The organism is Streptomyces sp. NPDC001606, assembly GCF_053596835.1.
The window spans coordinates 161,158-186,684 of sequence record NZ_JBSFHC010000018.1; the positions used below are offsets into that span (position 1 = coordinate 161,158).

Annotated in this window: 20 protein-coding genes; 11 read left to right on the forward strand and 9 right to left on the reverse strand. The window is 72.9% G+C overall.

Translation table 11 applies throughout. From position 1 onward, the window contains the following. Positions 1 to 32: 32 nt before the first annotated feature. The gene (locus tag ACWCV9_RS28535) at positions 33 to 1,058 is read left to right on the forward strand and encodes a glycosyltransferase family 2 protein (RefSeq protein WP_450790783.1); all 1,026 of its coding nucleotides are present in this window, start codon (positions 33 to 35) and stop codon (positions 1,056 to 1,058) included. Positions 1,059 to 1,115: 57 nt separating this feature from the next. On the opposite strand, the gene ACWCV9_RS28540 is transcribed toward ACWCV9_RS28535, so the two are convergent. From ACWCV9_RS28540 to ACWCV9_RS28555, 4 genes are all read right to left on the reverse strand, one after another. After that, positions 1,116 to 2,726: an LCP family protein gene (locus ACWCV9_RS28540; protein ID WP_450790784.1), complete on the reverse strand. Its 1,611-nt coding sequence runs from the start codon at positions 2,724 to 2,726 to the stop codon at positions 1,116 to 1,118. Between the two features lie 132 nt (positions 2,727 to 2,858). After that, the gene (locus ACWCV9_RS28545) at positions 2,859 to 4,622 is read right to left on the reverse strand and encodes an LCP family glycopolymer transferase (RefSeq protein WP_450790786.1); all 1,764 of its coding nucleotides are present in this window, start codon (positions 4,620 to 4,622) and stop codon (positions 2,859 to 2,861) included. 229 nt (positions 4,623 to 4,851) lie between these two features. After that, entirely contained in the window at positions 4,852 to 6,024 is a 1,173-nt protein-coding gene (locus ACWCV9_RS28550; RefSeq protein WP_450790788.1) for an LCP family protein, read from the reverse strand. 118 nt (positions 6,025 to 6,142) lie between these two features. Further along, on the reverse strand, positions 6,143 to 6,901 hold the full coding sequence (locus ACWCV9_RS28555; protein WP_450790789.1) for a TIGR03089 family protein: 759 nt from the start codon (positions 6,899 to 6,901) through the stop codon (positions 6,143 to 6,145). A 129-nt stretch (positions 6,902 to 7,030) separates the two neighbouring features. Between ACWCV9_RS28555 and ACWCV9_RS28560 the strand changes: the two genes are divergently transcribed. Together ACWCV9_RS28560 and ACWCV9_RS28565 are read left to right on the forward strand one after the other, a co-directional pair. Beyond that, the gene (locus tag ACWCV9_RS28560) at positions 7,031 to 8,389 is read left to right on the forward strand and encodes a peptidoglycan recognition protein family protein (RefSeq protein ID WP_450790791.1); all 1,359 of its coding nucleotides are present in this window, start codon (positions 7,031 to 7,033) and stop codon (positions 8,387 to 8,389) included. 150 nt (positions 8,390 to 8,539) lie between these two features. Continuing rightward, positions 8,540 to 9,622, forward strand: a complete 1,083-nt coding sequence (locus ACWCV9_RS28565; RefSeq protein WP_450790793.1) for a sugar phosphate nucleotidyltransferase — start codon at positions 8,540 to 8,542, stop codon at positions 9,620 to 9,622. Between the two features lie 103 nt (positions 9,623 to 9,725). On the opposite strand, the gene ACWCV9_RS28570 is transcribed toward ACWCV9_RS28565, so the two are convergent. From ACWCV9_RS28570 to ACWCV9_RS28585, 4 genes are read right to left on the reverse strand one after another with little or no spacing between them, the layout of a single operon-like run. Further along, positions 9,726 to 10,763 (reverse strand): DNA-3-methyladenine glycosylase family protein, encoded by a 1,038-nt coding sequence (locus ACWCV9_RS28570; protein WP_450790794.1) that lies wholly within the window; start codon positions 10,761 to 10,763, stop codon positions 9,726 to 9,728. 60 nt (positions 10,764 to 10,823) lie between these two features. Beyond that, entirely contained in the window at positions 10,824 to 12,161 is a 1,338-nt protein-coding gene (locus ACWCV9_RS28575) for a coenzyme F420-0:L-glutamate ligase (RefSeq protein ID WP_450790796.1), read from the reverse strand. Next, a complete protein-coding gene (gene cofD / locus ACWCV9_RS28580; protein WP_450790798.1) occupies positions 12,158 to 13,117 on the reverse strand; it encodes a 2-phospho-L-lactate transferase in 960 nt (319 codons plus the stop codon). The genes ACWCV9_RS28575 and cofD overlap by 4 nt, the downstream gene beginning before the upstream one ends. Positions 13,118 to 13,150: 33 nt before the next feature. Beyond that, positions 13,151 to 13,657: a cysteine dioxygenase gene (locus ACWCV9_RS28585; protein ID WP_450790799.1), complete on the reverse strand. Its 507-nt coding sequence runs from the start codon at positions 13,655 to 13,657 to the stop codon at positions 13,151 to 13,153. Between the two features lie 610 nt (positions 13,658 to 14,267). Between ACWCV9_RS28585 and ACWCV9_RS28590 the strand changes: the two genes are divergently transcribed. The 3 genes from ACWCV9_RS28590 to ACWCV9_RS28600 all read left to right on the forward strand — a co-directional run bounded on the left by ACWCV9_RS28590 (position 14,268) and on the right by ACWCV9_RS28600 (position 19,904). Next, on the forward strand, positions 14,268 to 14,531 hold the full coding sequence (locus ACWCV9_RS28590; protein ID WP_003975777.1) for a WhiB family transcriptional regulator: 264 nt from the start codon (positions 14,268 to 14,270) through the stop codon (positions 14,529 to 14,531). Between the two features lie 181 nt (positions 14,532 to 14,712). After that, positions 14,713 to 18,390, forward strand: a complete 3,678-nt coding sequence (locus ACWCV9_RS28595; RefSeq protein WP_450790801.1) for a glycosyltransferase — start codon at positions 14,713 to 14,715, stop codon at positions 18,388 to 18,390. Continuing rightward, positions 18,387 to 19,904: a DUF5719 family protein gene (locus ACWCV9_RS28600; RefSeq protein ID WP_450790803.1), complete on the forward strand. Its 1,518-nt coding sequence runs from the start codon at positions 18,387 to 18,389 to the stop codon at positions 19,902 to 19,904. The genes ACWCV9_RS28595 and ACWCV9_RS28600 overlap by 4 nt, the downstream gene beginning before the upstream one ends. A gap of 55 nt (positions 19,905 to 19,959) precedes the next feature. Here the strand turns inward: ACWCV9_RS28600 and ACWCV9_RS28605 are convergent, their stop codons facing one another. After that, complete coding sequence (locus ACWCV9_RS28605; RefSeq protein ID WP_450790822.1) at positions 19,960 to 20,412, reverse strand: metallopeptidase family protein; 453 nt, start codon at positions 20,410 to 20,412, stop codon at positions 19,960 to 19,962. Between the two features lie 398 nt (positions 20,413 to 20,810). Between ACWCV9_RS28605 and ACWCV9_RS28610 the strand changes: the two genes are divergently transcribed. The 5 genes from ACWCV9_RS28610 to manA all read left to right on the forward strand — a co-directional run bounded on the left by ACWCV9_RS28610 (position 20,811) and on the right by manA (position 25,419). Further along, entirely contained in the window at positions 20,811 to 21,188 is a 378-nt protein-coding gene (locus tag ACWCV9_RS28610; RefSeq protein WP_385844825.1) for a DUF3499 domain-containing protein, read from the forward strand. A 99-nt stretch (positions 21,189 to 21,287) separates the two neighbouring features. Beyond that, on the forward strand, positions 21,288 to 22,652 hold the full coding sequence (locus ACWCV9_RS28615) for a phosphomannomutase/phosphoglucomutase (RefSeq protein WP_450790805.1): 1,365 nt from the start codon (positions 21,288 to 21,290) through the stop codon (positions 22,650 to 22,652). Positions 22,653 to 22,795: 143 nt separating this feature from the next. Then, positions 22,796 to 22,966 carry a Trm112 family protein gene (locus tag ACWCV9_RS28620; protein ID WP_247461501.1) on the forward strand — a complete coding sequence of 57 codons (171 nt, stop codon included), beginning with the start codon at positions 22,796 to 22,798 and terminating at the stop codon, positions 22,964 to 22,966. Between the two features lie 61 nt (positions 22,967 to 23,027). Then, complete coding sequence (locus ACWCV9_RS28625; protein ID WP_450790807.1) at positions 23,028 to 24,155, forward strand: SIS domain-containing protein; 1,128 nt, start codon at positions 23,028 to 23,030, stop codon at positions 24,153 to 24,155. Between the two features lie 112 nt (positions 24,156 to 24,267). Further along, positions 24,268 to 25,419: a mannose-6-phosphate isomerase, class I gene (gene manA / locus ACWCV9_RS28630; protein ID WP_450790809.1), complete on the forward strand. Its 1,152-nt coding sequence runs from the start codon at positions 24,268 to 24,270 to the stop codon at positions 25,417 to 25,419. Positions 25,420 to 25,527: the final 108 nt, after the last annotated feature.

The following is a 25,527-nucleotide window of genomic DNA, read 5'->3' on the forward strand; positions in this document are numbered from 1 at the left end:
CTGTCCCCCGTTCGCGGTAACGTGAGCGTCCTATGAACGCCAAGCCCGACGTGCGGCTCCCCGCTGTTTCCGTGATCATGCCCGTCCTCAACGAGGAGCGGCATCTGCGCGGGGCCGTCCAAGCGATCCTCGCGCAGAGTTACCCCGGCGAGATGGAGGTCGTCATCGCCCTCGGTCCGTCCACGGACCGCACGGACGAGATCGCCGCCGAGCTGGTGCACGAAGACTGGCGCGTACACACCGTCCCGAACCCGAGCGGCCGCACCCCCGCCGCCCTGAACGCGGCGATCAAGGCCTCCCGGCACCCGATCGTGGTCCGCGTCGACGGCCACGGCATCCTCTCGCCGAACTACATCGCGACCGCCGTACGGCTCCTGGAGGAGACCGGCGCGCAGAACGTCGGCGGCATCATGCACGCCGAGGGCGAGAACGCCTGGGAGGACGCGGTCGCCGCCGCGATGACCTCCAGGATCGGCGTCGGCAACGCGGCCTTCCACACCGGCGGCGAGGCGGGCCCGGCGGAGACGGTCTACCTGGGCGTCTTCCGCCGCGAGGCCCTGGAGCAGCAGGGCGGCTACAACGAGGAGTTCATCCGCGCCCAGGACTGGGAGCTGAACTTCCGGATCCGCGAGGCGGGCGGCCTGATCTGGTTCTCGCCCGAGCTGAAGGTGTCGTACCGGCCGCGGGCCTCCGTCCGGGCGCTGGCCAAGCAGTACAAGGACTACGGCCGCTGGCGGCATGTCGTCGCCCGCTACCACGCCGGCTCCATCAACCTGCGCTACCTCGCCCCGCCGGCTGCGGTGTGCGCCATCGCCGCGGGGATCGTGGTGGGCGCCGCCCTGACGCCGTGGGGCTTCGTGATCCCCGCCGGCTATCTGGCGGCGATCACGGCCGGCTCGGTTCCGGCGGGCAAGGGCCTGCCGCTGAAGGCCCGGCTCCAGATCCCGGTGGCCCTCGCCACCATGCACATGTCGTGGGGCTGGGGCTTCCTGACCAGCCCGAAGTCCCTGGCCAAGCGGGTCATCGCCTCGCGCCGCCCGGCGGTGCTCAGCTCCTGACCGGCCATCGGGGCCCCTGTCCGCGCCGTTCGGGCCGGACAGGGGCCCCGATGCCGTTCACCACTGGTAGGGGCCGTACACGTCCATGCACTGTCCGCGGTCCGCGCCGTTGATCGAGTCGGCGTTCTTCGGCAGGTCCCCGGCCTTCGGCTTGGACTGCTTCGGATAGCTCGTCCCGGTGCGCCAGTCCGCGCCGACGACGACCGTCACCCCGGACACCCCGGTCGACTGCTTCACCGCGCTCAGCGGGATGCCCAGCGCCTTGGCCACCGCCTGGGCGTCGCCCTCCAGGTCCGCGCTCGGATACTGCACGACCGTGGTGTCCACGGACTGCGCGACGGAGGTGTCGGACGTGGCCCGCGGGTAGCCCTTCTGCGCCAGCGCCTGGCTGATCGCCAGTGCCCGGTGCGGCACCGCGGCCTGGTCCGCGCTCTGTGTGGCGTTCTGCACCAGCACGCCGAGGCGGGCCGGGTCGGTCGACGGCGTCTTGGCGGCGGCGCCGGAGTCCTTCTTCCCCTTCGACGTGTCACCGCCCTTGCCGTTCTTGTCGAGCGGGACGTCGTCGTGCAGCATCTGCCACAGCTGGTCGGCGTCGGCCTTGTCCTCGATGACGTGCGCCTTGTTCTGCGGGTCCTCGATGTTGGGCATCGTCACGGACGTGATGCGGTCGGACGGCACCGACTTCATCTCCATGCCCAGGTCGTACAGCTTCTTGACGGTGCCGATCTCCTCGGACACCTTCAGCGACTTGGTGGCCGCCTCGGCCAGGTCCATCAGGCGCCCGGTGTCGGTGAAGACGTTCTGCTGTTGCAGCGTGCGCATCATCGAGTTCAGGTACATGTGCTGGGCGCGGGCGCGCATCAGGTCGCTGCCCCAGGCGTGCCGGGTGCGCAGCCACTGCAACGCCTGGACGCCCTTGACCTTGTGCGTGCCGGCCGTCAGCTTCAGCCCGGAGCCGCCGGGCTGGTCGGGCGTCGGGTGGTCCCACACGTTCTGCTTCACACAGACGTCGACCCCGCCGATCGCGTCCGCCATCTGCACCACACCGGAGAAGTCGATCATCATCCAGTGGTCGATGTAGACCTTGGTGAGGTTCTCCCAGGTGGACAGCGTGCACGCGGCCCCGCCCCGGGCCAGGGTGGTGTTGATGATGTCGTTCGTCGCCGGGTAGGACTTGCCGGTGTCGGGGTTCTTGCACGGCGGGATGTCGACGCGGGTGTCGCGGGGGATGCTCACCATGGCGGCGCTCTTGCGGTCCGCGGACAGGTGGATGAGGATCTGCACGTCCGCCAGCGGCGGGCTGCCGACCTGCTTCTTGCTGCCGCCGAGCTTCACGTTCTCGGCGGTGTTACGGCTGTCCGAGCCGATCAGCAGGATGTTCAGCGGGGTCTGGCCGGCCGCGTTGGGCGCGGTCTTCTGCGCCTTGGAGTCGCCGGCGCTGCGCGCACCCTTGCGGATGTTGGCGTTGAGGTGCTGGTAGTACAGGTAACCGGCGCCGGCCGTGCCGAGTATGACCACCGCGAGGACGGTCGCCGACCAGCGCAGGGTGCGTCGTCGGCGGCGTCTCCGGTCGGCCTTCCCGCCGCCTCTGCGCCGCCCGCCACCGTGCCGGCCGGAGCCTTCCTTCGTGTCCGGTGTCTGCGATGCGGGCGACGTCCTGTCGCCCATCGCGGGAGCCTCCTCCCGCACCTCGCTCTGCGCCAAACTTCCTGCCCTCCCCACCCTTGCGCCCACCCGCGCGTTCAACGCGACGGGCCCGTCTCGTCACGAGTTAGACGCACGACGGGCCCGTTGGGTTACCTAGGAAGCGCACTTAACCTCGTCGGCCGTGGACTTGTCGACCTTCGGTGCCTTCGCGGCGGAGGTGAGCGGCACGCCGGCGCCCTTGAAGTCCTTGCCCAGCGTCAGCGTCATCGCCGGCAGCCCCTGGGAGTTGGTCACACTCCGACCCGGTTTGAGCGCCGAGCCCGGCAGCCCCATCAGCGCGGCCAGCTCCCGTGCCTGCGCCGCCTGGTCGGGCGCGTACTCCAGGGTGGTCCTGCTCAGCTGGTCCGGCGCGTTGCCCGCGTTCTCCGACTTCAGCACGCCCTCGTCGTTCTGGAGCCAGCCGAGCACCGCCTGGGCGCTGCCGGCCGCCGCCCCGCCGTTGAGGACGCGCACCCGCACCTCGGAGGGCGCGGACCTGGTCCCCTTGAGCCGGGCGGCCTGGGCGTCCTTCGCGGCCTTCTGCTTCTTCTTCACCTCGGTGAGGGAGACGTCGTTCTTGATGGCGTCGAAGACGGCCGGGGCCTGCGCCTGGTTGACGACCACCGTCGCGTGGACCTTCTCGGCGGGGTTGTCGACCACCGGGACCGTGGTGAAGCTGATGTGCTTCGGCGGCACCTTCTTCAGCTCCAGAGCCACGTCCTTGAGCGTGCTGACACTGCGGATCCCGGTGTCCACGGTCAGCGCCTTCGTGGCCGCCTCGGCCAGGTCCAGCATCTTCGACGGGTCGGTGAGGGTGTCGCTGGAGGACATCTTGCGCATCAGGGAGCCCAGGAACTGCTGCTGCGCCTTGATGCGGTCCAGGTCGCCCTGGTTGCCGAAGCTGTGCCGGGTGCGCACGAAGGCCAGCGCCTGCTCGCCCTCGACGACCGACTTGCCGGCGGGCAGATGGAGGTGGGACTGCTTGTCGTTCACCGGGTGGGTGACACACACCTCGACGCCGCCGACCGCGCTCGTCAGCGTCTTCACCGCGTTGAAGTCCGCCATCATGAAGTGGTCCACGTGGATGCCCGTGACCGCCTCGACGGTGCGCATGGTGCAGCCCGGGTCGCGGCCGTCCTGGCCGAGGCTGGTGTTGAACCGCACCCCGTCCGTGCCGGGGATCACCTTGGTGCTGCCGTCCGGCTGCTTCGTCGGGCAGTCCGGGACGTCCACGATCAGGTCGCGCGGGATGCTCAGCGCGGTCGCGTTCGTCCGGTCCTTGGCGACGTGCAGCAGGATGTTGGTGTCCGCGTGGCCGACGGAACCCTTGTCGCCGTAGCCCTCGTTGCCCTTCCCGGTCCGCTTGTCGGTACCGATGATCAGGATGTTGAAGGCCTCGTCCTTGCTGAAGCCCTTGGAGCCCGCGTCACCGACGTCGATCGTGGAGACGTTGCCCTCCAGGTGCTTGATGTAGAGGTAGCCGGCGGTGCCGACGGCGACCAGCACGAAGGCCGTGCCGCCCGCGGTCCACGCCAGCACCTTCCCCCACCGGGTCTTCTTCTTCACCGGCCGCCGGCCGCGCCGCCCGGGCGCCGTCTCCGGCTCCGCGCCCCGCCGCCGGGAGGACCGCGGCGGCGGCACGTCCCCTGGGCGTACCTGCCGCATCTCCCGGGTCCCGCCGGGCTTCGCGTCGTCCCGGCGGCGCGGCGCGCCGTCGCCCGGCGCGTCCGGTCTGCGCGGCGAGGGGACCGACGACCGGCCGGGCGACTGCGGTGCGGAAGGTCCCAGTCGCAGTTCGTATTCGCCGGTGTTCGGATTGAGTACCCACTGGTCTGCGGGGTCGATGTTCTCCGCCCGCCCACGGCCTTGCGCGTCCACGGTTGTCCGAATCCTCCGTCGGGGCCACGCGGCGCCTTCCCCCTCAAAGGCGCTCGGGTCTCGGTGAATCAGTGCACGACCCCAGGACGGACCTCGTGGCCGGGTGCACCGGATCGCTCACACTATCCGCCCAGTTCAGCGTCAAGCGACGCCGGTGACAAATTAACCCTTCCTACAACTGGGCAATCCGCCTCATTTTCTGAACACACTTACGGCTCGGAGGCGCGCTTCACTCACAGGTGTGCTCGGCGGCGGTGTTCCCCCGGAAGGTGGGCGCGGGCGAGGGACCGCTCTTGCCGTCCCCCTGCCCGCCCGCGCCGTCCTGCTTCTGCCGCGTCACCACCACCGGCTGGTCCGCCCGCAGCCGCTGGAACAGCGCCTGCGCCTCCGGCTCCACGAGCTGGTCGCGGTTGGTGTCGTAGACGTACGACTCCCTCGGCACCGTAAGGAACTGCACCCGCTCGGTCGGGATGTCGCGCAGCCCGCGCACCAACTGGTACAGGCCGCGCAGACTCGCCAGATCCGGGTCGGTGGTGAGCGAGGAGGTCGCCGCGTCCAGCACCGGATACAGCTTCGCCGGGTTCAGCAGGACGTCGTCGCTCTGCACCTTGTCGACCAGGGCGCCGAGGAACCGCTGCTGACGCTCCATCCGCTCGGTGTCGCTGCCGTCCCCGAGCGACTTGCGGGCCCGTACGAACCCGAGCGCCTGCTCGCCGTCCAGCAGCACCTTCCCCGCGGGCAGCTTCAGCCGGGCCGCCTTGTCGTCGATGGGCTCCTTCAGGCACACCTGCACCCCGTCGACGGCGTCGACCATCTCCTTGAACCCGCGGAAGTCCACGACCACGTGATGGTCGATCCGGATGTCCGTCAGCTTCTCCACGGTCCGGATCGTGCACGCCGACCCGCCGAGGGCGAAGGCCTGGTTGAACATCGCGAACACCGGCTCGGTGCGGCTGCCGTCGTCCTGCCGGCAGCCCGGTATGTCCACCATCAGGTCCCGGGGCAGCGAGACGGCGGTGGCGCTGCGCCGGTCGGCGGCCAGATGCAGCAGGATCGCGGTGTCCGACCGCTCGCTGCCCAGGTCCCGCCCGTACTCGGCGTTGCCCTCCCCGGCCCGGGTGTCGGACCCGATCAGCAGGATGTTCTGCGCGCCGCGCACCAGCGCGGTGGGCCGCTCCTTGTCGTACCGGGCCAGCTCGGCGGCGGCCGCGTCGTCGGCGGTGATGTTGCGGTCGAGCTTGGCGTAGAGCGCCCAGCCGGTCCCGCCGGCGGCCACGACGAGTACGGCGGCACCGAGCGCGGTACCGCGCACCCACCGCCGCCGGCGCCGCCGCGCGAGCCCGTCACCGGTGGCGGAGGAACCGAGCCCGGGACCGAGGGGCCTGCCCACGCTGTCGGTCACGGCACGGTCCCCCTAACGGTCGTACGAGCGTCAAAAGCCCTGCCCTTACGACGATGGCCGGGCAGGGCGTCCCAGGGCGCCCTGTACTACTCCGACCGGGGGACCCCCGCCCCTCTGATCAGCGGCGCACCACGGTGACCTTCTCGGTCTCGATCCGCTGGGCGAGCCGGTCCTCGTCCAGCCGGTCCAGATGCCGGCACAGCACCACGGACCCGCCCGTGGCCAGCGGCCCGAACAGCCCCGCGTTCAGTCCGTCCCAGGTGTCGTACGGCAGCCCGGACAGCAGCCGGGACCCGGCCCCGGCCAGCTCCAGCGACGGCGCCTCCGCCCGGGCCCGCTGGACGACCTCCGCCCCGCTGAACTCCCGCCCGGCCACGATCAGCGCGGGCTCGTCCGGATCCACCGGCGCGAACGGCGCGAACCGGTCCCCCTGCCCTGGCACCTCTACGGCGTAGTCGGCGAACCCCTCCGGAGGCCCCTGCGGGAACCGCCCGCCCAGCGGCCGCAGCGCCAGCGCGACCCGCTCGCCGCGGCAGGCCCGCGCCGCCTCGAGGGAGTCCGGACCGCTCACCACCACGTCCGCCGCCGCCGGATCACCGGCGACATCCGCGACCGCGCCCACCGAGGCGCACGCGAGCAGCCACACCGCCGTCTGCCAGTGCGCCGGCAGCAGCAGCGCGACCCGGTCGCCGGGACCGGCGGCGAGGTCGCCCTGGAGGAGGTTCGCGGTCTTGGACACCCAATTGGCGAAGGTGGCCACGGACAGTTCGACGCGTTCGCCCGTGGCGTCGTCGTAGAAGGTCACCAGAGGGCGGCCGGGGTCCGCGGTGAGCGCGGAAGCCAGCAGGTCGGCGGGGGTGCGATCGGTGGCGTTCACCCGGCACAGGGTACGCGCGGGCCGGGACTCGCGGGCGCGCGGCGGGCCACCGGTTCGGCGGAGCGCCGTCCGACGGTCCGTCAGTTCACCGATGGACAGATTTGTCTGACTATGTCCAAGATCATAGCCATGCGTGGATTCCTGACCTCCTCCATCGGCGTCACCACGGTCGCCGCGGCCCTCACCCTTCCCCTGGCCGTGCCCGCGACCGCCGTGACCACCGTGCCCGCCCGCCCCGCCGCCGGTGCGAGCCCCGCCGAAGCCGCGATCCCGGGCCACACCCAGTCCCTGCCGCTGGTGCCCCGCTCCCGCACCCGCGCCCTCGGCGCGGCCCCGGAACAGGGCCTGTACCGCGCCGAGGTAGAGCGCTTCGCACTGGTCGGAGTCGTCTGGGACGACCCGGACACCGCACTGCACGGCCGGGTCCAGGTGCGCACCCGCTCCGTGGCGACGGGCCGGTGGTCCGGCTGGCAGGACGTCGAGACCGACAACGCCGACCACGGCGCCGACCCCGGCACCGCGGAACGCACCTCGCGACGGGTGCGCGGGGCGACCGCGCCGCTGTGGGTGGGCGAGTCCGACGGAGTGGACGTCCAGGTCCGCGCGGAGAGCGGCGCACCCGCCCGCGGCAGCCGTGCGGCGACGCCACCCCCGCTGCCCTCGGGACTGCGCCTGGAACTCGTCGACCCCGGCGACGAGGCCCTCCCAGAGGGCGCACCGGCCGACGCGCCGCGCACCGGACTGCACACCGACGCGGCGCGCGCGGCCTCCGCCGCCAACACCGACATCACCGGGTTCGGCGCCCTGGAGATCCCGGAGCTGAGCCGGTCGGCCACCGAGAGCGAACTCGCCCGCCTGGAAGGGGTGGTGCGGGCGAAGCCGTACATCGGGCCACGGCCGCGCATCGTCACCCGCCGGGGCTGGGGCGCGAACGAGTCACTGCGCGAACCCGGGTTCCTCTACACGAAGAAGGTCAAGGCGGCCTTCGTGCACCACACCGCCTCGGGCAACAAGTACACCTGCTCCCAGGCGCCCTCCGTCATCCGCAGTATCTACCGCTACCACGTCACGAGCATGGGCTGGCGGGACATCGGCTACAACTTCCTCGTCGACAAGTGCGGAACCATCTACGAGGGCCGGGCCGGCGGAGTGACCAAGGCCGTCCTCGGCGCGCACACCCTCGGTTTCAACACCAACAGCATGGGCATCGCCGTCATCGGAACCTACGGCGCCACGAAGCCGTCTAACGCGGCGGTGACGGCGATCGCCCGGCTCACCGCCTGGAAACTCGGCCTCTTCGGGGCGAATCCGCGCGGAAAGACATACCTGACGTCGGGCGGTGGCAATCTGTACCCGAAGGGGAAGAACGTACGACTGAACGTGATCTCCGGTCATCGGGACGGGTTCGCCACGGAATGCCCCGGCAAACGGCTCTATGCCAAGCTCGGGTCGGCCCGCGCCGACGCGGCGCGGTACCAGGGCCGCTGAGCCGGCCGAGCCACGGGGCGCACGCCGTCGCCAGGGAGCCGGAGTCGGGGGGCTCCGGCTCCCATCCGTCTAAACTGACCGCCCGAGACGCATGGCAATGTGGCGGTAACAACTGATTCGAGCGGTCCCGGCAGGAAGCAGAGACGACAGGTGACAGAAGCGATCCTCCTGGTCGGCGGCAAGGGCACCCGGCTGCGACCGCTCACGGTGCACACCCCCAAGCCCATGGTGCGGGCCGCCGGAGTGCCGTTCCTCACCCACCAGCTGGCCAGAGCGAGAGCGGCGGGCGTGGAGCACATCGTCCTCGCGACCAGCTACCTGGCCGAGGTCTTCGAACCCTACTTCGGCGACGGCGCCGCGCTCGGCCTGCACATCGAGTACGTCACCGAGGAGGAACCCCTCGGCACCGGCGGCGCCATCCGCAACGTCGCCTCCCGGCTGCACTCCGGCCCCGACGACCCGGTCCTCGTCTTCAACGGCGACATCCTCACCGGACTCGACATCAGGGCCCTGGTCGACACCCACGAGTCCACGGGCGCGGACGTCTCCCTGCACCTGACGAAGGTCACCGACCCGCGCGCCTACGGCCTGGTCCCCACCGACCCCTCCGGCCGCGTCCTCGCCTTCCTGGAGAAGCCCCAGACGCCCGAGGAGATCGTCACCGACCAGATCAACGCCGGCGCGTACGTCTTCCGCCGCTCCCTCATCGACATGATCCCGGCGGGCCGCCCCGTCTCGGTGGAGCGCGAGACCTTCCCCGGCCTGCTCTCCGCCGGCGCCCACCTCCAGGGCATGGTCGACTCCACCTACTGGCTGGACCTCGGCACCCCGGCCGCCTTCGTCCGCGGCTCGGCCGACCTGGTCCTCGGCCGCGCCCCGTCCCCGGCGGTCCCCGGCCGCTGCGGCGACCGCCTCGTCCTTCCCACGGCCAGGGTGGCGCCGGGCGCGAAGCTGACCGGCGGCACGGTGGTCGGCGAGGGCGCGTTCGTGGCCGAGGGCGCGACGGTCTTCGGCTCGACCATCCTCCCCGGCGCCGTCATCGAACCCGGCGCCGTCATCACCGACTCCCTGATCGGCTCCCGCGCCCGCGTCGGCGAACGCTCCGTCCTCACCGGCACGGTGGTCGGCGACGACGCGATCGTCGGCCCCGACAACGAACTCCGCACCGGCGCCCGCATCTGGTGCAACGCCCAAATCCCAGCAGGCGCGGTCCGCTTCTCCTCGGACCAGTAGGAGTCCCTGCGGGGCGGGTGGGCGCAGGCGGTACCCCGCCAGCGCGGGCAAGCGAAACCCCACCCGCCCAGCCACAGCACAGGGCACCCCAAAAGCGAACCCTTCAGAGCAACCCGATATCAACCCGCCGCATCTTCGGCGCCCTCCGCTTTGGCACACACCCGCTCAACAAAATCAACCGCGCCGCCCGATGCCGCTGCCCCGCATACGGCTCCAACAACTCCAGCATCACCGCATCATCCGCCCCCCGATCCCCCGCCAACGCCCACCCCACGATCCCCGGCAGATGCAGATCCCCCACCGTCACCGCATCCGCCGCCCCATGACTGCGCTGCACCACCTCCGCCGACGTCCACGGCCCCACCCCCGGCACCACCTCCAGCCGCGCCCGAGCCTCACCCGCCGGCAACCCCACCACCTGCTCCAGCCGCGCAGCGACCCGCACGGCCCGCAACACCGTCGACGCCCGCTTGTCGTCCACCCCGGCCCGATGCCACTCCCAGGAGGGAATCAGCGCCCAGGTCCGCGGCGCGGGCATCACGAACATCGGCCGTTCCCCCACCCCCGCGGGCCCCGGCGCCGGCTCGCCGAACCTCCGCACGAGCAACCGCCACGCCCGGTACGCCTCGTCCGTGGTGACCTTCTGCTCCAGCACCGAGGGGATCAACGACTCCAGCACCAGCCCGGTCCGCGTCAGCCGCAACCCCGGCCGCCGGCGCCACGCATGTGCCACCACCCGGTGCCGGGGCACGAACGCCCCCGGATCATCGGCCGCACCCAGCAGCTCCGGCAGCCGGTCCAGCAGCCACTCCGCCCCGGCCCCCCAGGCCTCGCCGAGCACCTCATCGCCGTACGCCCGCACCCGCAGCGTGCCCGGGCCGGCCGGCGTGCGGCTGGTGCGCCAGACGGACCCGTCCGCCGTGGTCCGGAAGGTGGGGTCGGCGGGCCCGCGCCGCAGCGGCCCGAGCACCAGCCCGAGGTCGAGCGGCCCGTCCGGCACCCACCGCCGTACCCGGGCCGGAGCCGCCACCGCCTGCCGCGGCACCCCCGCCCCACCGCGCGCGGGCCCGCCGACGGGCACGCCGGTCTCACCCCCGCGCACACTCGTACGCGTGGGCCGCGGAGCGAATCGTCCTGCCACTGCTGACGTCCTCGGGGTGCGGATGCTTTCCTACGAGACTAGGCGCTGGCCGGAGCCGTCTCACCGCACCTCGATGTACGCCCCCGCGTCCCGCTCCGCCCGCGTCCTCGGCTCCTCCGCCGGGCGGCCGATCGCCACCGCGCCCATCGGATCCCAGTCGGCCGGCAGGCCGAGCGTCTCGCGCACCACGTCCCGGCAGAACATCGTGGACGACACCCACGCCGACCCCAGCCGCTCCCCGGCCAGCGCGACCAGGAAGTTCTGCACGCCCGCGCCCATCGCGACGACGAACATCTCGCGCTCGGCGCCGTCCCGCCGGGCGTCCCCGTAGTGGTGCGCGCCGTCCGTGACGAGACACGGCACGACCAGATACGGCGCGTTCCGCAGCACGTCCCCGCGCCGCACGCGCTTCGCGATCGCCTCCTCGCTCCTGCCGTCCCGGCGCAGATCCGCGACCCACGCGTCCCGCATCGCGTCCAGCAGCCGGGTCCGGGACTCCGCCGACTCCAGCAGCACGAACCGCCAGGGCGTGGTGTGGTGCGGAGCCGGTGCGGTCAGCGCCGCCGCCACCGCGCGCCGTACCGCCCCGGGGTCCACCGGGGCGTCCGTGAAGGCGCGCACCGTGCGCCGCTGGGTCACCGCCTCCCGGATCGCCTCGGAGGTGCCGAGCCGGAACATGTCGTTGGCCGCGGTCCGCACCAGGGCCCGCGCCCCCCGACGGGGCTCGCCGTCCTCGCCGTACCCCTCGTCGGCCGCCTCGCCGACGATGTGCGCCAGCCCGCGCACCACCGCCACCGGCCGCCCGGCCGCCTTGCCCTTGACCAGATCACCGGCGGCGGCCAGTTCGTCGGCCGTGGCCACGACGGTCGCGCTGAGCGGATTGCCGTACGCGTCCGTGCCCCCGCGCAGATCGTCCAGCACGCGCACGCCGGCGGCGCCGATCGCCACGTCCGTGAGCCCCGAGCGCCAGGGTCGCCCGAACGTGTCGGTGACGATGACACCGACGTCGACGCCGAGCAGCTCGCGCAGGCCGGCGCGGATCGAGCGCGCGGACGCGTCCGGGTCCCTCGGCAGCAACAGCACCGTGCCCGCGGGGGTGTTGGAGGCGTCGACACCGGCGGCGGCCATGACCAGGCCCTGCCGGTTCTCCACGATCCGCAGCGTGCCGCGCCGGGCCACCACCCGCACGGTCTCCGCGTCGATCGCCGCCTCCCGGTCGGCCGCCTCCATGATCCGGCCCTCGGCCTTCGAGACGATCTTGGAGGTGACGATCACCACGTCCCCGTCGGCGAGGGCCGGCTCGGCGACGGCGATCAGCTTGGCCAGGTCGTCGCCCCGCTGCACCTCGGGGATGCCGGACAGCGCCCAGACCCGGTACTCCGCGCGCTCCGCGCTCACGCTTCCCGCACCTCCTCGGCCAGCGCCAGCGCCTCCCGCGCCATCTGCGCGGTCGCCTTCACGTCCGTCATCATCAGCGGTACGGCCCGGCAGCGGATGCCGTCCGCCTCGACCCGCGCCACCGCGGCCGCGTCGACGGTGTCGACCAGCCAGCCGTCCAGCAGCCCGGAGCCGTAGTGCTCGGCGACCGCGGCGGCCGTGGACTCCACGCCGACCGCGGCGAGCACCTTGTCGGCCATCCCGCGCACGGGCGCGTCCCCGACGATGGGGGACAGGCCGACCACCGGCACGCCCGCCTCCGCGATGGCCTCGCGGATGCCCGGCACGCCGAGGATGGTGCCGATGGACACGATCGGGTTGGACGGCGGAAAGAGGATGACGTCCGCCGCGGCGATCGCCTCCAGGACGCCCGGCGCCGGCTTGGCCTGCTCGGCGCCGACCGGCACGATGGCCTGGGCCGGGACCGAGGCGCGCAGCCGCACCCAGTACTCCTGGAAATGGATGGCCCGGCGCTCGCCGTCGATCTCCACGGCGACATGCGTCTCCACGCGGTCGTCGGTCATCGGGATCAGCTTCACGCCCGGCTGCCAGCGGTCGCACAGTGCCGCGGTGACCGCGCTGAGCGGGTAGCCGGCCTCCAGCATCTGCGTCCGCACGATGTGTGTGGCGAAGTCCCGGTCGCCGAGCCCGAACCAGTCGGGTCCGACGCCGTAGGCCGCCAGTTCCTCCTTGACGTGGAAGGTTTCGTCGGTCCGCCCCCAGCCCTGCTCCTCGTTGATGCCGCCGCCGAGCGTGTACATCACCGTGTCGAGGTCCGGGCAGACCTTCAGCCCGAAGAGGTGGATGTCGTCGCCGGTGTTGCCGATCACCGTGACGTCCGCCTCCGGCACGGCCTGCTTCAGGCCGCGCAGGAACCGGGCACCACCGATGCCGCCTGCCAGAACCACAATGCGCATGCGTCAAGTCTTGCAGGCGGGTACGACAACGCGTCAGGCAGTCACCGCACGAGATCCCTCGCGTGCCGCGCAGTTGGGGGAGGTGTACATGGGCATCTCGGTCAGGCCCGGGTAGTACAGGTGCAGGCTGACCGCGGGCTCCAGCGTGTCGTTCACCACCTCGTGCGCGTACCCCGGCGCGAAGACGCGCTGCGCGCCCGGCGTCAGGGCGCGCGTGCCGCGTCCGGCGTGCTCGGTGAGCGTGCCCTCCAGGACGGTCAGCACCCCGGAGGAGCGGCCGTGGTCGTGCAGCCCGCTGCCCTGCCCGGGCACCCAGGACAGCAGCCAGACCTCGTACCCGGGACCCGTGCGCAGCCGGTGGTACCAGCGGGTGGTGGCGTCGTAGCGCACCAGGTGGGCCCACTGGGCGCGGTCGGCGGCGATGGTGCGGGCCAGGCCCGCGAACTCGGCCACGGTGACGGGGTGCTCGCGCGGCGGCTGGAGCAGGTGCGGGACTTCGAGGATGTCGCCGGCGATCTGGAGGTCGTTGTCGCTGTTCATGGTGGGGTGGTTCCTCGGCGTGAGCGTGGGAGGAGGGAGCGGCCGAGCCGTCGACAGGGACTCGGCACAGCTGGAGCAAGGAGGGAAAGGCTCAACAGCTGGGACAGCAACAACAGCTACAGCGCGCCCGGGCAGCACCGTGGGACCCGGCGGTGCGGGTCGAGGTGAGGGCCGAGTACGCGAGCATGCCCCCTAGGACAGCGGTTCACACCCGCAGTGTCAACTCGATGCCCGGAATGTGGGACATGGTTCACCTCATCCGGTTCATCTCCGGGGGTGAAAGGTTTGCGCACCGGGGTGTCGGGACACATGGGGCACATCCGGGCGCGCAGGCCGCGCGGAACGCGATCGAACGCCGGGGCGTCCTTCTTCGTACAGAGCCCTGTACGGGTCCGGCAGCCCTCTCCCGGGCTCGGCTGCGTGTCTGGGTTTATGGTGATTTGAACACTTTCCGCAGGGCCTTGGTTCCGCAGAGTGAATAACGGGCCCAATAGCAGATCTCGGCTTGACTCGCCCGGAGCAGCACACTTGTAATTTCACTCGTGTCGTTCAGCCGAAATCGGTAACGACGGCTACGCACGGGGACGCGAAAGACAGACGAGGGGCGCACATGACCGAGCTGGTGCAGCAACTGCTGGTCGACGACGCGGACGAGGAACTCGGCTGGCAGGAGCGCGCGCTGTGCGCCCAGACCGACCCCGAGTCCTTCTTCCCCGAGAAGGGCGGCTCCACCAGAGAGGCGAAGAAGGTCTGCCTCGCCTGCGAGGTCCGCTCCGAGTGCCTCGAGTACGCCCTCGCCAACGACGAACGCTTCGGCATCTGGGGCGGCCTGTCCGAGCGTGAACGCCGCAGGCTGAAGAAGGCCGCCGTCTGACCGGACAACCAGTCGAAAACGTCACGAACGGCCCGTCGCGGGTGGGTTATCCACAGGCGGCGGGCCGTCGTCATGCCCAGCCGATAGTGTGGTCGCTCGTCCGAGACGCCCCGCTGTCCCCTCGGCCCCCGAGAGGGCGCGGGCGTCCACCGCAGTCCATCGAACCGGGGCCCGTACCTCGATGTCCGTGCACAGCCATACGGCAGCCCAAGGCGGCGCCGCCACAGCGGCGTTCGACCCGTCCCGCCCGCCCGAGTTTCCGCGTCATGTGGTGACCGCGGTCCTCGTCTCCCACGACGGCGCCCGCTGGCTGCCCGACGCGCTCGCCGGGCTGCTCGGCCAGGAGCGCCCCGTCCAGCACGCGGTGGCCGCCGACACCGGCAGCGCGGACGACTCCGCGCAGCTCCTCACCGACGCCCTCGGCGACGCGAACGTGCTGCACCTCGCCCGCCGCACCGGCTTCGGCCAGGCCGTCGAGGAGGCCGGCCGCATCGCGCCCGTCCTCACCCCGGACGACCTGCCGTACCTCAAGCGCCCCAGCGGCTGGGACCCGGTCACCCGCAGCTGGCGCGACGACGCCTACGACCTGCCCGAACTGCCGCACGGCGAACCCGTCCAGTGGTTCTGGCTGCTGCACGACGACTGCGCCCCCGAACCCGACGCCCTCGCCCAGCTGCTCCGCGTCGTCGACAACGAACTCGAACTCGGCCGCGACGACGTCGCCATCGTCGGCCCCAAACTCCGCGGCTGGTACGACCGCCGGCAACTGCTCGAGGTCGGCGTCTCCATCGCCAACTCCGGCCGCCGCTGGACCGGTCTGGACCGCCGCGAGCAGGACCAGGGCCAGCACGACCACGTCCGTACCGTGCTGTCCGTCTCCAGCGCCGGCATGCTCGTCCGCCGCGACGTCTTCGAACAGCTCGGCGGCTTCGACCGCCGACTGCCCCTGATGCGCGACGACGTCGACCTGTGCTGGCGCGCCCACGCCGCCGGCCACCGCGTCCTGATCGCCCCCGAGGCCGTCGTCCGGCACGCCGAGGCCGCCTCCCGCGAGCGCCGCACCGTCGACTGCGCGGGCCGCACCGCCGCCTCCCCGCACAAGGTCGACAAGGCCGGCGCCGTCTACACCCTGCTCGCCAACACCCGCGGCGCCGCCCTGCCCTGGGTGCTGCTGCGGCTCGTCCTCGGCACCCTCCTGCGGACCGTCGCCTACCTCGTCGGCAAGGTCCCCGGACAGGCCGTCGACGAGATCCGCGGTCTGCTGGGCACCCTGCTGCGGCCCGAACGGATCATCGCCGCCCGGCGCCGCCGCGGCCCCTCCCGGATCGACAAGGGCGAACTCCGCCAGCTCTTCCCGCCGCCCGGCGCCACCATCCGCGCCACCGTGGAGCAGATCGCGGCCAACTTCACCAGCGGCTCCGACACCGACACCGCCTCGGCCGGCCGGCACGGCGGCGCCGTGGAGTCCGGCCCCGGCGGCGACGACGCGGAATTCCTCGAGGTCGAGCAGTTCGCCCGGCTCAAGCGCATCGCCCGCAAACCCGGCCCGGTGCTCTTCCTCGGACTGCTGCTCGTCTCCCTCGTCGCCTGCCGGGCCCTCCTCGGCGGCGGTGCGCTCGCCGGCGGCGCCCTGCTGCCCGCCCCGGCCGGCGCCGGCGACCTGTGGTCCCGCTACCTGGACGCCTGGCACCCGGTCGGCACCGGCGGCACCCCCGCCGCCCCGCCCTACCTCGCCCTGGTCGCGACCCTCGCCTCCCTGCTGTTCGGCTCCACCGGACTCGCCGTCACCGTCCTGCTGGTCGGCTCGGTGCCGCTCGCCGGATGCACCGCCTACTTCGCCTCCCGGCCCCTGGTCACCTCGCGGCTGCTGCGCGCGTGGGCGGCCATCGGCTACGCCTTCCTGCCCGCCACCGCAGGCGCCCTGGCCGGCGGCCGCATCGGCACCGCCGTCCTCGCCGTGACTCTGCCGCTCATCGCGCGCGCGGGCATCGCCGCGAGCGGCCTCGCCCACCGCTCCGGCACGCGCGGCAGCTGGCGCGCCACCTGGGCGTACGCGCTGCTGCTGACCATCACCACCGCCTTCACCCCGGTCGTCTGGCCCCTCGCGCTGATCCTCGGCCTCGGCGTGCTGGTGCTGCGCCGCTCCGACCTCGTCGCCTACGGCCTGCGCTTCCTCGCCCAGCTCGGCACCCCGCTGCTGCTCCTCGCGCCCTGGTCGCTGACCCTCCTGCCGACCGGCTTCTTCCACGAAGCCGGCCTGGAGTACGGCGCCTCCACCGCCTCCGCGACGGACCTGCTCGGCGCCAGCCCCGGCGGCGCCGGCACCATGCACGGCCTGATGCTCATCGGCATCGTGCTCGCCGCCCTCGCCGCCCTGCTGCGCTCCGACCGGCAGCGGGCCGTCCGCACCGCCTGGGCCGTCGCCCTGCTCGGCCTCCTCTTCGCGGTCCTGTCCAACAAGTCCGCCTGGGCCGGCCCGGCCACCCTCGTCTACGGCATCGCCCTGCTGGCCGCCGCCGTCCTCGGCGCCGACGGCGCACGCTCCCGCGTGGCCGAGCAGAGCTTCGGCTGGCGCCAGCCCGTCGCCGCCCTGATCGCCTTCGCCGCGGCCGCGGGCCCGCTGCTCGTCGCCGCCGGCTGGATGATCCGCGGCGCCGACGGCCCCCTGGAGCGGCGCGACCCGACCCAGGTGCCCGCGTTCGTCGCCGAGGACTCCATCACCGGCGACCGGGCCCGCACCCTCGTCCTCGACAGCGACTCCGCCACACGCGTGCGCTACACCCTCGTCCGCGGCTCCGGCGCCCGCATGGGAGACGCCGAACTCGCCGCCGCCGACGGCGCCAACGCCCGCCTGGACAAGGTCGTCGCCAACCTCGTCGCCGGCTCCGGCGCCGACCAGTCCGACGAACTCGGCGGCTTCGCCGTCCGCTACGTCCTCGTGCACAAGGGCGCACCCCGCGAGATCACCCGCGTCCTCGACGCCACCCCGGGCCTGACCCGGCTCAGCCAGCAGAGCGGCAACTCCCTGTGGCGGGTCGACCAGGAGGTCTCCCGCGCCACCATCGTGCCCGCGGGCGGCACCGGCACCGCCCAGCCGGTCTCCGCCGGCCCGGTCGAGATCCACACCACCGTCCCCGCCGGCCCGGCGGGCCGCGTGCTGCGCCTGGCCGACACCGCCTCCGACGGCTGGACGGCCACCCTCGACGGCAAGCCGCTCACCCGCACCACCGTCGACGGCTGGGCCCAGGGCTTCCAGCTCCCCGCCACCGGCGGCACCCTCGACGTCACCTACGACGCCCCGCTCACCCACACCGCCTGGCTGTGGGCCCAGGGCGCGCTCGGCGTCGTCCTGGTCGTCCTCGCACTGCCCGGCCGCCGCCGCGACGTCGACGACGACCTGCCCGAGGAACAGCCCCTCCCGGCCCAGGCCGCCGCGGGCGAGGGCCGCCGCGCCCGCCGGCTGCGCGCCCAGGCCGAGGAAGCGGCCACACCCGAGGAACCGGTCACGCCCGAGCAGCCGGCCGGCCCGCCGCTGCCGGAACAGCCACCGGCCGCCGCCGTACCGCACCAGCAGTCGTACGACGACTGGGACCAGAGCGGCTACGCGAACGCCGGATACCCCGGTTACCCGGCCGACCCGTACCAGGCCGGCCCCGGGTACGACCAGCACACGTACCAGCCCGACCCCTACCAGCCGGCCCAGTACGACCCCTACGCCTACGCGGGCACCGGCGACCAGCAGCCCTATGACCCGACGGCCTACCAGCAGCAGATGCCACAGGGCTACGACCCGGCGTACGACCCCGCCCAGCACCCCCACGGCACCGGCAGTGAGCGCCCCGACGGGAGCCAGCAGTGAACCGCACCACCCTGTCCCTGTTCGCCGGCACCGCCGCGCTGGCCGCCGTCACCGCGTTCGCCGCGCTCGACACCCCGGACGCGTCCGGCGCGCCCGCCCCCACGGCGGCCGCCCATCTGCCCGTGCAGCGCACCAGCCTGCTGTGCCCGGCGCCGAGTGTCTCGGACATCGCCGACACCTCGTACACGTCGTACACACCCGTCACCCAGGGCGCGGCGAGCGGCGGCAAGGCCCGCTTCCAGGCGGCCGTGCAGCAGTCCCTGGACGACACGAACCCGAAGGACTCCAAGGGCTCGAAGGGTTCGAAGAAGACGCCGTCGGACCAGCCGGCGCTCACCCCGAAGGCAGCCGGCACGCCCGTCACCGGCGACACCTCCGGAGCCGACACCCCCGCGCTCATCGGCACCGCCGACGGCGGCCTCGCGCCCGGCTGGACCGTCCAGGAGACCACCGAGGTCGCCGCCGGCACCGGCCGCGGCCTCCAGGGCGTCAACTGCACCGCCCCGGACACCGACTTCTGGTTCCCCGGCGCCAGTACGGCAGCCGGCCGCACCGACTACGTCCACCTCACCAACCCCGACGACTCCGCCGCCGTCGTGGACATCGAGCTGTACGGCAAGGACGGCCAGATCAAGTCCTCCCTCGGGGAGGACCTCACGCTCCCGCCGCACGCCGGCAAGCAGATCCTGCTCTCCACGCTCACCGACCAGCGGCAGCCCGACCTGACCGTGCACGTCAGCGTGCGCAGCGGGCGGGTCGGCGCGGCCGTGCAGGCCCTGGACGCCAAGGCCGGCGGCGACTGGCTGACCGCCTCCGCCGACCCGGCCGCCGGCCTGGTCCTGCCGGGCATCCCCAAGGACGCCACCGACGTCAGCCTGATCGCCTTCACCCCCGGCGGCGACGACGCCGACCTGAAGATCCGGCTGGCCTCGCCCGACGGCCTGATCACCCCGGCCGGGAACGAGACGCTGCATGTGAAGGCCGGCATGACCAGCACGACCGACCTCGGCCCGGTGACCCGCGGCGAGGCGGGCTCCCTGATCCTGACCCCCGTCGACCAGCAGGTCCCGGTCGTCGCGGCCCTGCGCGTGGTCCGCGGCAAGGGCGCCGCCCAGGAGACGGCCTTCATCCCGGCCACGGCCCCCGTCGGCACCCGCGCGACGTCGGCCGACAACAGCGCCAAGGGCTCCACCCTGGCCCTGAGCGCGCCCACCGCCACCGCCACCGTCAAGGTCACCGCCTCGGCCGGCAGCGAGGGCGGCACGGCGGTCTCCAAGACCTACACGATCAAGTCCGGCACCACCCAGAACATCCAGCCCCCGGCCCCGTCCGGCCTGAAGGGCACCTACGCCCTCACCGTGGAGCCCCTCTCCGGCGGTCCGGTCTACGCCTCCCGCACCCTCGCGGCCACCGAGGCAGGCGTCCCCGGCTTCACCATCCAGCCCCTCCCCGACGACCACGGAAAGGTGGCAGTCCCCCAGACGGACGAGGACCTGTCGGTCTTGCAGAACTGACCCGCGCGGCGCTGAAGAGGGGTGCGGGGCAGGGCTGTTGCCCGCCCCCAGCCCCTCAGTCCTCCCCGTACCGCGGATCCACCGTCTCCGGCGTCAGCCCGAGCAACTCGGCGACCTGCTCCACGACCACCTCGTGCACCAGCGCCGCCCGCTCGTCCCGCCCCTTGGTCCGGATCTCCACCGGCCGCCGATAGACGATCACCCGCGCCCGCCGCCCCTCCCGAGCCGACACGACCCCGCCCAGGGGCACGGCCTCGTCCCCCCACGCCTGCTCGCCCCGCGCATCCAGCCGAGGCACCTCCAGCACGAGGAAGTCGATGTCGGCCAGCTGCGGCCACCGTCGCTCGAGACGGTCCACGGAGTCCTGCACCAGGTCCGCGAACACCTCGCCCCGACTCGCCGCCAACGGCACCTGCGGGGGCGCGATCGGCCCGCGCATGCCCCGCCCATGGCGATCACGACGACGGGGCCCAGGGCCGGCGGCACGGGGCGGTACACGGTTGTCCATCACTGGGGAAGCGTAGTCCTCGCACACCCCGCCCGCCCTGCTCCACGCGCGTCCCCCACGGGAGACCCGCGCCAACCAGCCACCCGGCCGCCACCGGGCCGCCCCTCTTCTGCGCTCGTTCGGCACCCGTTCCCCTCCCTGTCACAGGACGACCATTCCGGCCAAGGTCTGGCTCGTTTCCGTAACCCTCCAAGACCACCGAACTCAAGCCAATTGACCTTGTTTGTACCGAAACATGACCAGGCGTGACCCCGTCCGTGCCCCGTCGCGAACCCGTCCACGCAGGTCAACAGGGCCTGTTCGAAAGGGTATGTGGGGTGTTTCACACCACGACACGGTGGAGTGACCTGGTCCAGAGTCGTCGCGGCCCGCTCAAGAGTGCGGTACCGTCCAACGTCGTGAGCCCTGTACGTCGCTGTTCGCGCACCGCCTGCGGCCGACCCGCCGTCGCGACGCTGACGTACGTCTACGCCGACTCGACCGCGGTCCTCGGCCCGCTCGCCACCTACGCCGAACCCCACTGCTACGACCTGTGCGCCGAGCACTCCGAGCGCCTGACCGCCCCGCGCGGCTGGGAGGTCGTCCGGCTCCTCGACGGCTCCGCTCCCGCCCGGCCCAGCGGAGACGACCTGGAAGCGCTCGCCAACGCGGTGCGCGAGGCGGCCCGCCCCCAGGAGCGCGCGGCGGAGGCGGCCGGCGGCGGCCCGCGCACGGCCGACCCCATGGAGGTCGCCCGCCGCGGTCATCTCCGGGTCCTGCGCTCCCCGGACAACTGAGCACACTCCCGGCGCCCCCAGTCCTGGTGTCCGCACACCGCCCACTTACCCCGGACGGGTAGTTTGTGGGCACCCATAGGACTTTCAGGAGGGTTGGCCGTGGCTGCTGATCTGTCGCAGATCGTGAAGGCGTACGACGTACGCGGAGTGGTCCCGGACCAGTGGGACGAGTCACTGGCCAGACTCTTCGGAGCCGCCTTCGCGGAGGTGACCGGAGCCGCGGCGATCGTCGTCGGCCACGACATGCGACCCTCGTCCCCCGGCCTCACCCGCGCCTTCGCACGCGGCGCGGCCGACCAGGGCGTGGACGTCACCGAGATCGGCCTGTGCTCCACCGACCAGCTGTACTACGCCTCCGGCGCCCTGAACCTGCCCGGCGCGATGTTCACCGCCTCGCACAACCCGGCCCAGTACAACGGCATCAAGCTGTGCCGCGCGGGCGCCGCCCCGGTCGGCCAGGACACCGGTCTCGCGCAGATCCGCGAACTGGTCGAGGGCTGGCTGGAGTCGGGCGCCCCGGAGCCGGCCGCCCGGCCGGGAACCCTGAGCACCCGCGAGACGTTGGACGACTACGCGGCGCACCTGCGCTCCCTGGTCGACCTCACCTCCATCCGCCCGCTGAAGGTCGTGGTCGACGCCGGCAACGGCATGGGCGGCCACACGGTCCCCACGGTCTTCGCCGGTCTGCCCCTGACCCTCGTCCCGATGTACTTCGAACTGGACGGCACCTTCCCGAACCACGAGGCCAACCCGCTCGACCCGGCCAACCTGGTCGACCTGCAAAAGCGGGTACCGGCGGAGGGCGCCGACCTCGGCATCGCCTTCGACGGCGACGCCGACCGCTGCTTCGTCGTGGACGAGCACGGCGACCCGGTCTCCCCGTCCGCGATCACCGCCCTGGTCGCCGCCCGCGAACTCGCCCGCAACGGCGGCAAGGGCACCGTCATCCACAACCTGATCACCTCCCGCACCGTCCCGGAGGTCGTCAAGGAGAACGGCGGCACCCCGGTCCGCACCCGCGTCGGCCACTCCTTCATCAAGGCCGAGATGGCCCGCACCGGCGCGATCTTCGGCGGCGAGCACTCCGCGCACTACTACTTCAAGGACTTCTGGAACGCCGACACGGGCATGCTGGCCGCCCTGCACGTCCTGGCCGCCCTCGGCACCCAGGACGGCCCCCTCTCCGCCCTCGTGGCCCAGTACGACCGCTACAGCGGCTCCGGCGAGATCAACTCCACCGTCGCCGACCAGGCCGCCCGGCTCGCCGCGATCCGCTCCGCGTACGAGAACCGCGCCGACGTCACCCTGGACGACCTCGACGGCCTCACGGTCTCCGCCGCCGACTGGTGGTTCAACGTCCGCCCCTCCAACACGGAGCCCCTCCTCCGCCTGAACGCCGAGGCGAAGGACGAACCCACCATGACCAAGATCCGGGACGAAGCCCTGGCGATCATCCGGGCCTGACATCCGGGGCTGACCTGCCGGGCAACGCCGTCCAGGGGGCCGCGAGCCCCCTGGACGGCCGCAAGCCCGGCTCGGCGCGTGCTCCAGCGGTACGCTGACCAGGCACAACCACAGACAGACATCCGCCCTCGAAGGGACACCCCATGCCGCTCGAAGCCGGCCTCCTGGAGATCCTCGCCTGCCCGGCCTGCCACGCCCCCCTCAAGGAGCAGGACACCGAGCTGGTCTGCACGGGCCAGGACTGCGGCCTCGCCTACCCGGTCCGTGACGGCATCCCGGTCCTGCTCGTGGACGAGGCCCGCCGCCCCCAGTGACGACGCCCGTCAGGCCGTAGACACCCCGCACAGGACCCCGGCGATCGGAGGCAACCCGCCCATGCTGGACGAATCGCTGCTCGACACCCCGGAGGGCCTCGCCGAGGCCGACCGCCGAGGCCTGCTGCGCGGCGCGGCGGAGGCCGGCGCCCGCGTCCGTACGGCGGCCCGGCACGCCGCCGAGGCCGGCATCGGCGACCTCAAGCCCGACGGCCGCCCCCGCTCGGTGCTGATCGCCGGCCCCGGCGCCGCCGCCACTCACACCGCCGACCTCCTCGGCACCCTGGCCGGCGCCGCCGGCCCCATCGTCCGCCTGGCCCCCACCGGAGTTGCCCCGGCGGCAGGCGCCCTGCGCTGGGAACTCCCCGGCTGGGCCGGCTCCGTGGACCTGCTGCTGATCGCCACCCCGGACGGCACCGAGCCGAGCCTGTCCCTCCTCACCGACCAGGCCTACCGCCACGGCTGCTCGGTCGCGGCCGTGGCCCCCGCCGGCACCCCGCTCGCCGAGGCGGTCGCCGGCGCGCACGGCCTGTTCGTGCCGATGGCGACGGCCCCGTACGACCATGACGAACCCCTCGCCGCCTCCTCCCCGGGCGTCTTCTGGGCGCTGCTGACCCCGCTGCTGGCCCTCCTGGACCGCATCGGCCTGCTCGCCGCCCCGCAGGACGCCCTGGAGAAGGTCGCCGACCGCCTGGACCACATCGCGGAGCGCTGCGGCCCGGCCATCGCGACGTACAGCAATCCGGCCAAGACCCTCGCCGCCGAGCTCGCCGACGCGCTGCCCGTGGTGTGGACGGAAGGCACCTCGGCGGGCCCGGCGGGCCGCCGGTTCGCCGCCGCTCTCGCCGAACTCTCCGGCCGCCCCGCCCTCGTCGCCGAACTGCCCGAGGCGCTCGCCGCCCACAGCGCTCTGCTGGCCGGCCCGCTGGCCGCCAGCGCCGACCCGGACGACTTCTTCCGCGACCGCGTGGAGGAGCCGCCCGCCCTGCACGCGCGCGTCGTCCTGCTCCGCGACCGCCCGGGCGGCGGCCTCACCGCCGCGCCCGCCGCCCGTGACGTGGCACTCAGCCACGACACCCCGATCAGCGAACTCGAACCGGAGGAGGGCGGCGAACTGGAGACGCTCGCGGAACTGATCGCCGTCACGGATTTCGCCGCCGTTTACCTGGCGCTCGCTTCCAGGGCCTGATCTGGCTCCAGGCCGGACGCACCCCCGCGCCCACCACCGGTACGGCGGCCGGCACAGCCTTCGCCTCCGCCCCCGCCGTGCCGCGACGTACGTACGGAGACAGAGAAGACACATGGACCGCCTCGACAACACCGTCCGCCCCTACGCCTGGGGCTCCCGCACCGCCATCCCGCACCTGCTCGGCGTCGAACCGACCGGTGAACCGCAGGCGGAGATGTGGATGGGAGCGCACCCGGGCGCCCCGTCGCGCACCGCGCGCGGGACACTCGTCGAGGTCATCGATGCCGCTCCCGAACGCGAACTCGGCGCCCGCGCGGTCGACAGGTTCGGCCCCCGCCTGCCGTTCCTCCTGAAGATCCTCGCCGCCGGCGCCCCCCTCTCCCTCCAGGTGCACCCCGACCTGGAGCAGGCCAGGGCGGGATACGCCGACGAGGAGCGCCGGGGCGTCCCGGTCGACGCCCCGCACCGCAACTACAAGGACGCCAACCACAAGCCCGAACTCATCTGCGCGCTCACCGAGTTCGACGGGCTCTGCGGCTTCCGGCCCCCGGTCGAGGCCGCCGACCTGCTGGACGGGCTCGGCGTCGCCTCCCTCAAGCCGTACGTCGACCTGCTGCACGCCCACCCCGAGGACGCGGCGCTGCGCGAAATGCTCACCGCGGTCCTCACCGCCGACCGCGAGGAGATGGCCCACACGGTCGCCGAGGCCACCGCCGCGTGCACCCGCCTCGGCGGCGCCTACGCCCCCTACGCCGACATCGCCCACCACTACCCGGGCGACCCCGGCGTCATCGCGGCCATGCTGCTGAACCACGTCCGGCTCCAGCCCGGCGAGGCGCTCTTCCTCGGCGCCGGCATCCCGCACGCCTACCTCGACGGCCTCGGCGTCGAGATCATGGCCAACTCCGACAACGTCCTGCGCTGCGGCCTGACCCCCAAGCACGTCGACGTCCCCGAACTGCTGCGCGTCGTCCGCTTCGAGCCGGGCGACCCCGGCGTACTGCGCCCGGAGGCCTCCCCGGACGGCGAGGAGGTCTACGAGACCCCGATCGACGAGTTCCGCCTCTCCCGCTACGTCCTCCCCGAGGCCGGCGCCGCCCACGACGTCACCCGCGACGCCCCGCAGATCCTGCTCTGCACGGCCGGTTCCGTCCGGGCGGGCGAGGAGGAACTGAGCGCCGGCCAGTCGGTCTTCGTCCCGGCCGGCGAGCACACGCAGATCTCGGGCACGGGCACCGTCTTCCGCGCCACTGTGATCGTATGACCGGCCCTGTGGATACCTGACACGCCAAGGCCCGGCCGGACTGCAAGAATGGCCCACCGGCAAAGGCCGGGCAAAGCGCGAAGGCGACGACAAGGTCGAAGGGACAAC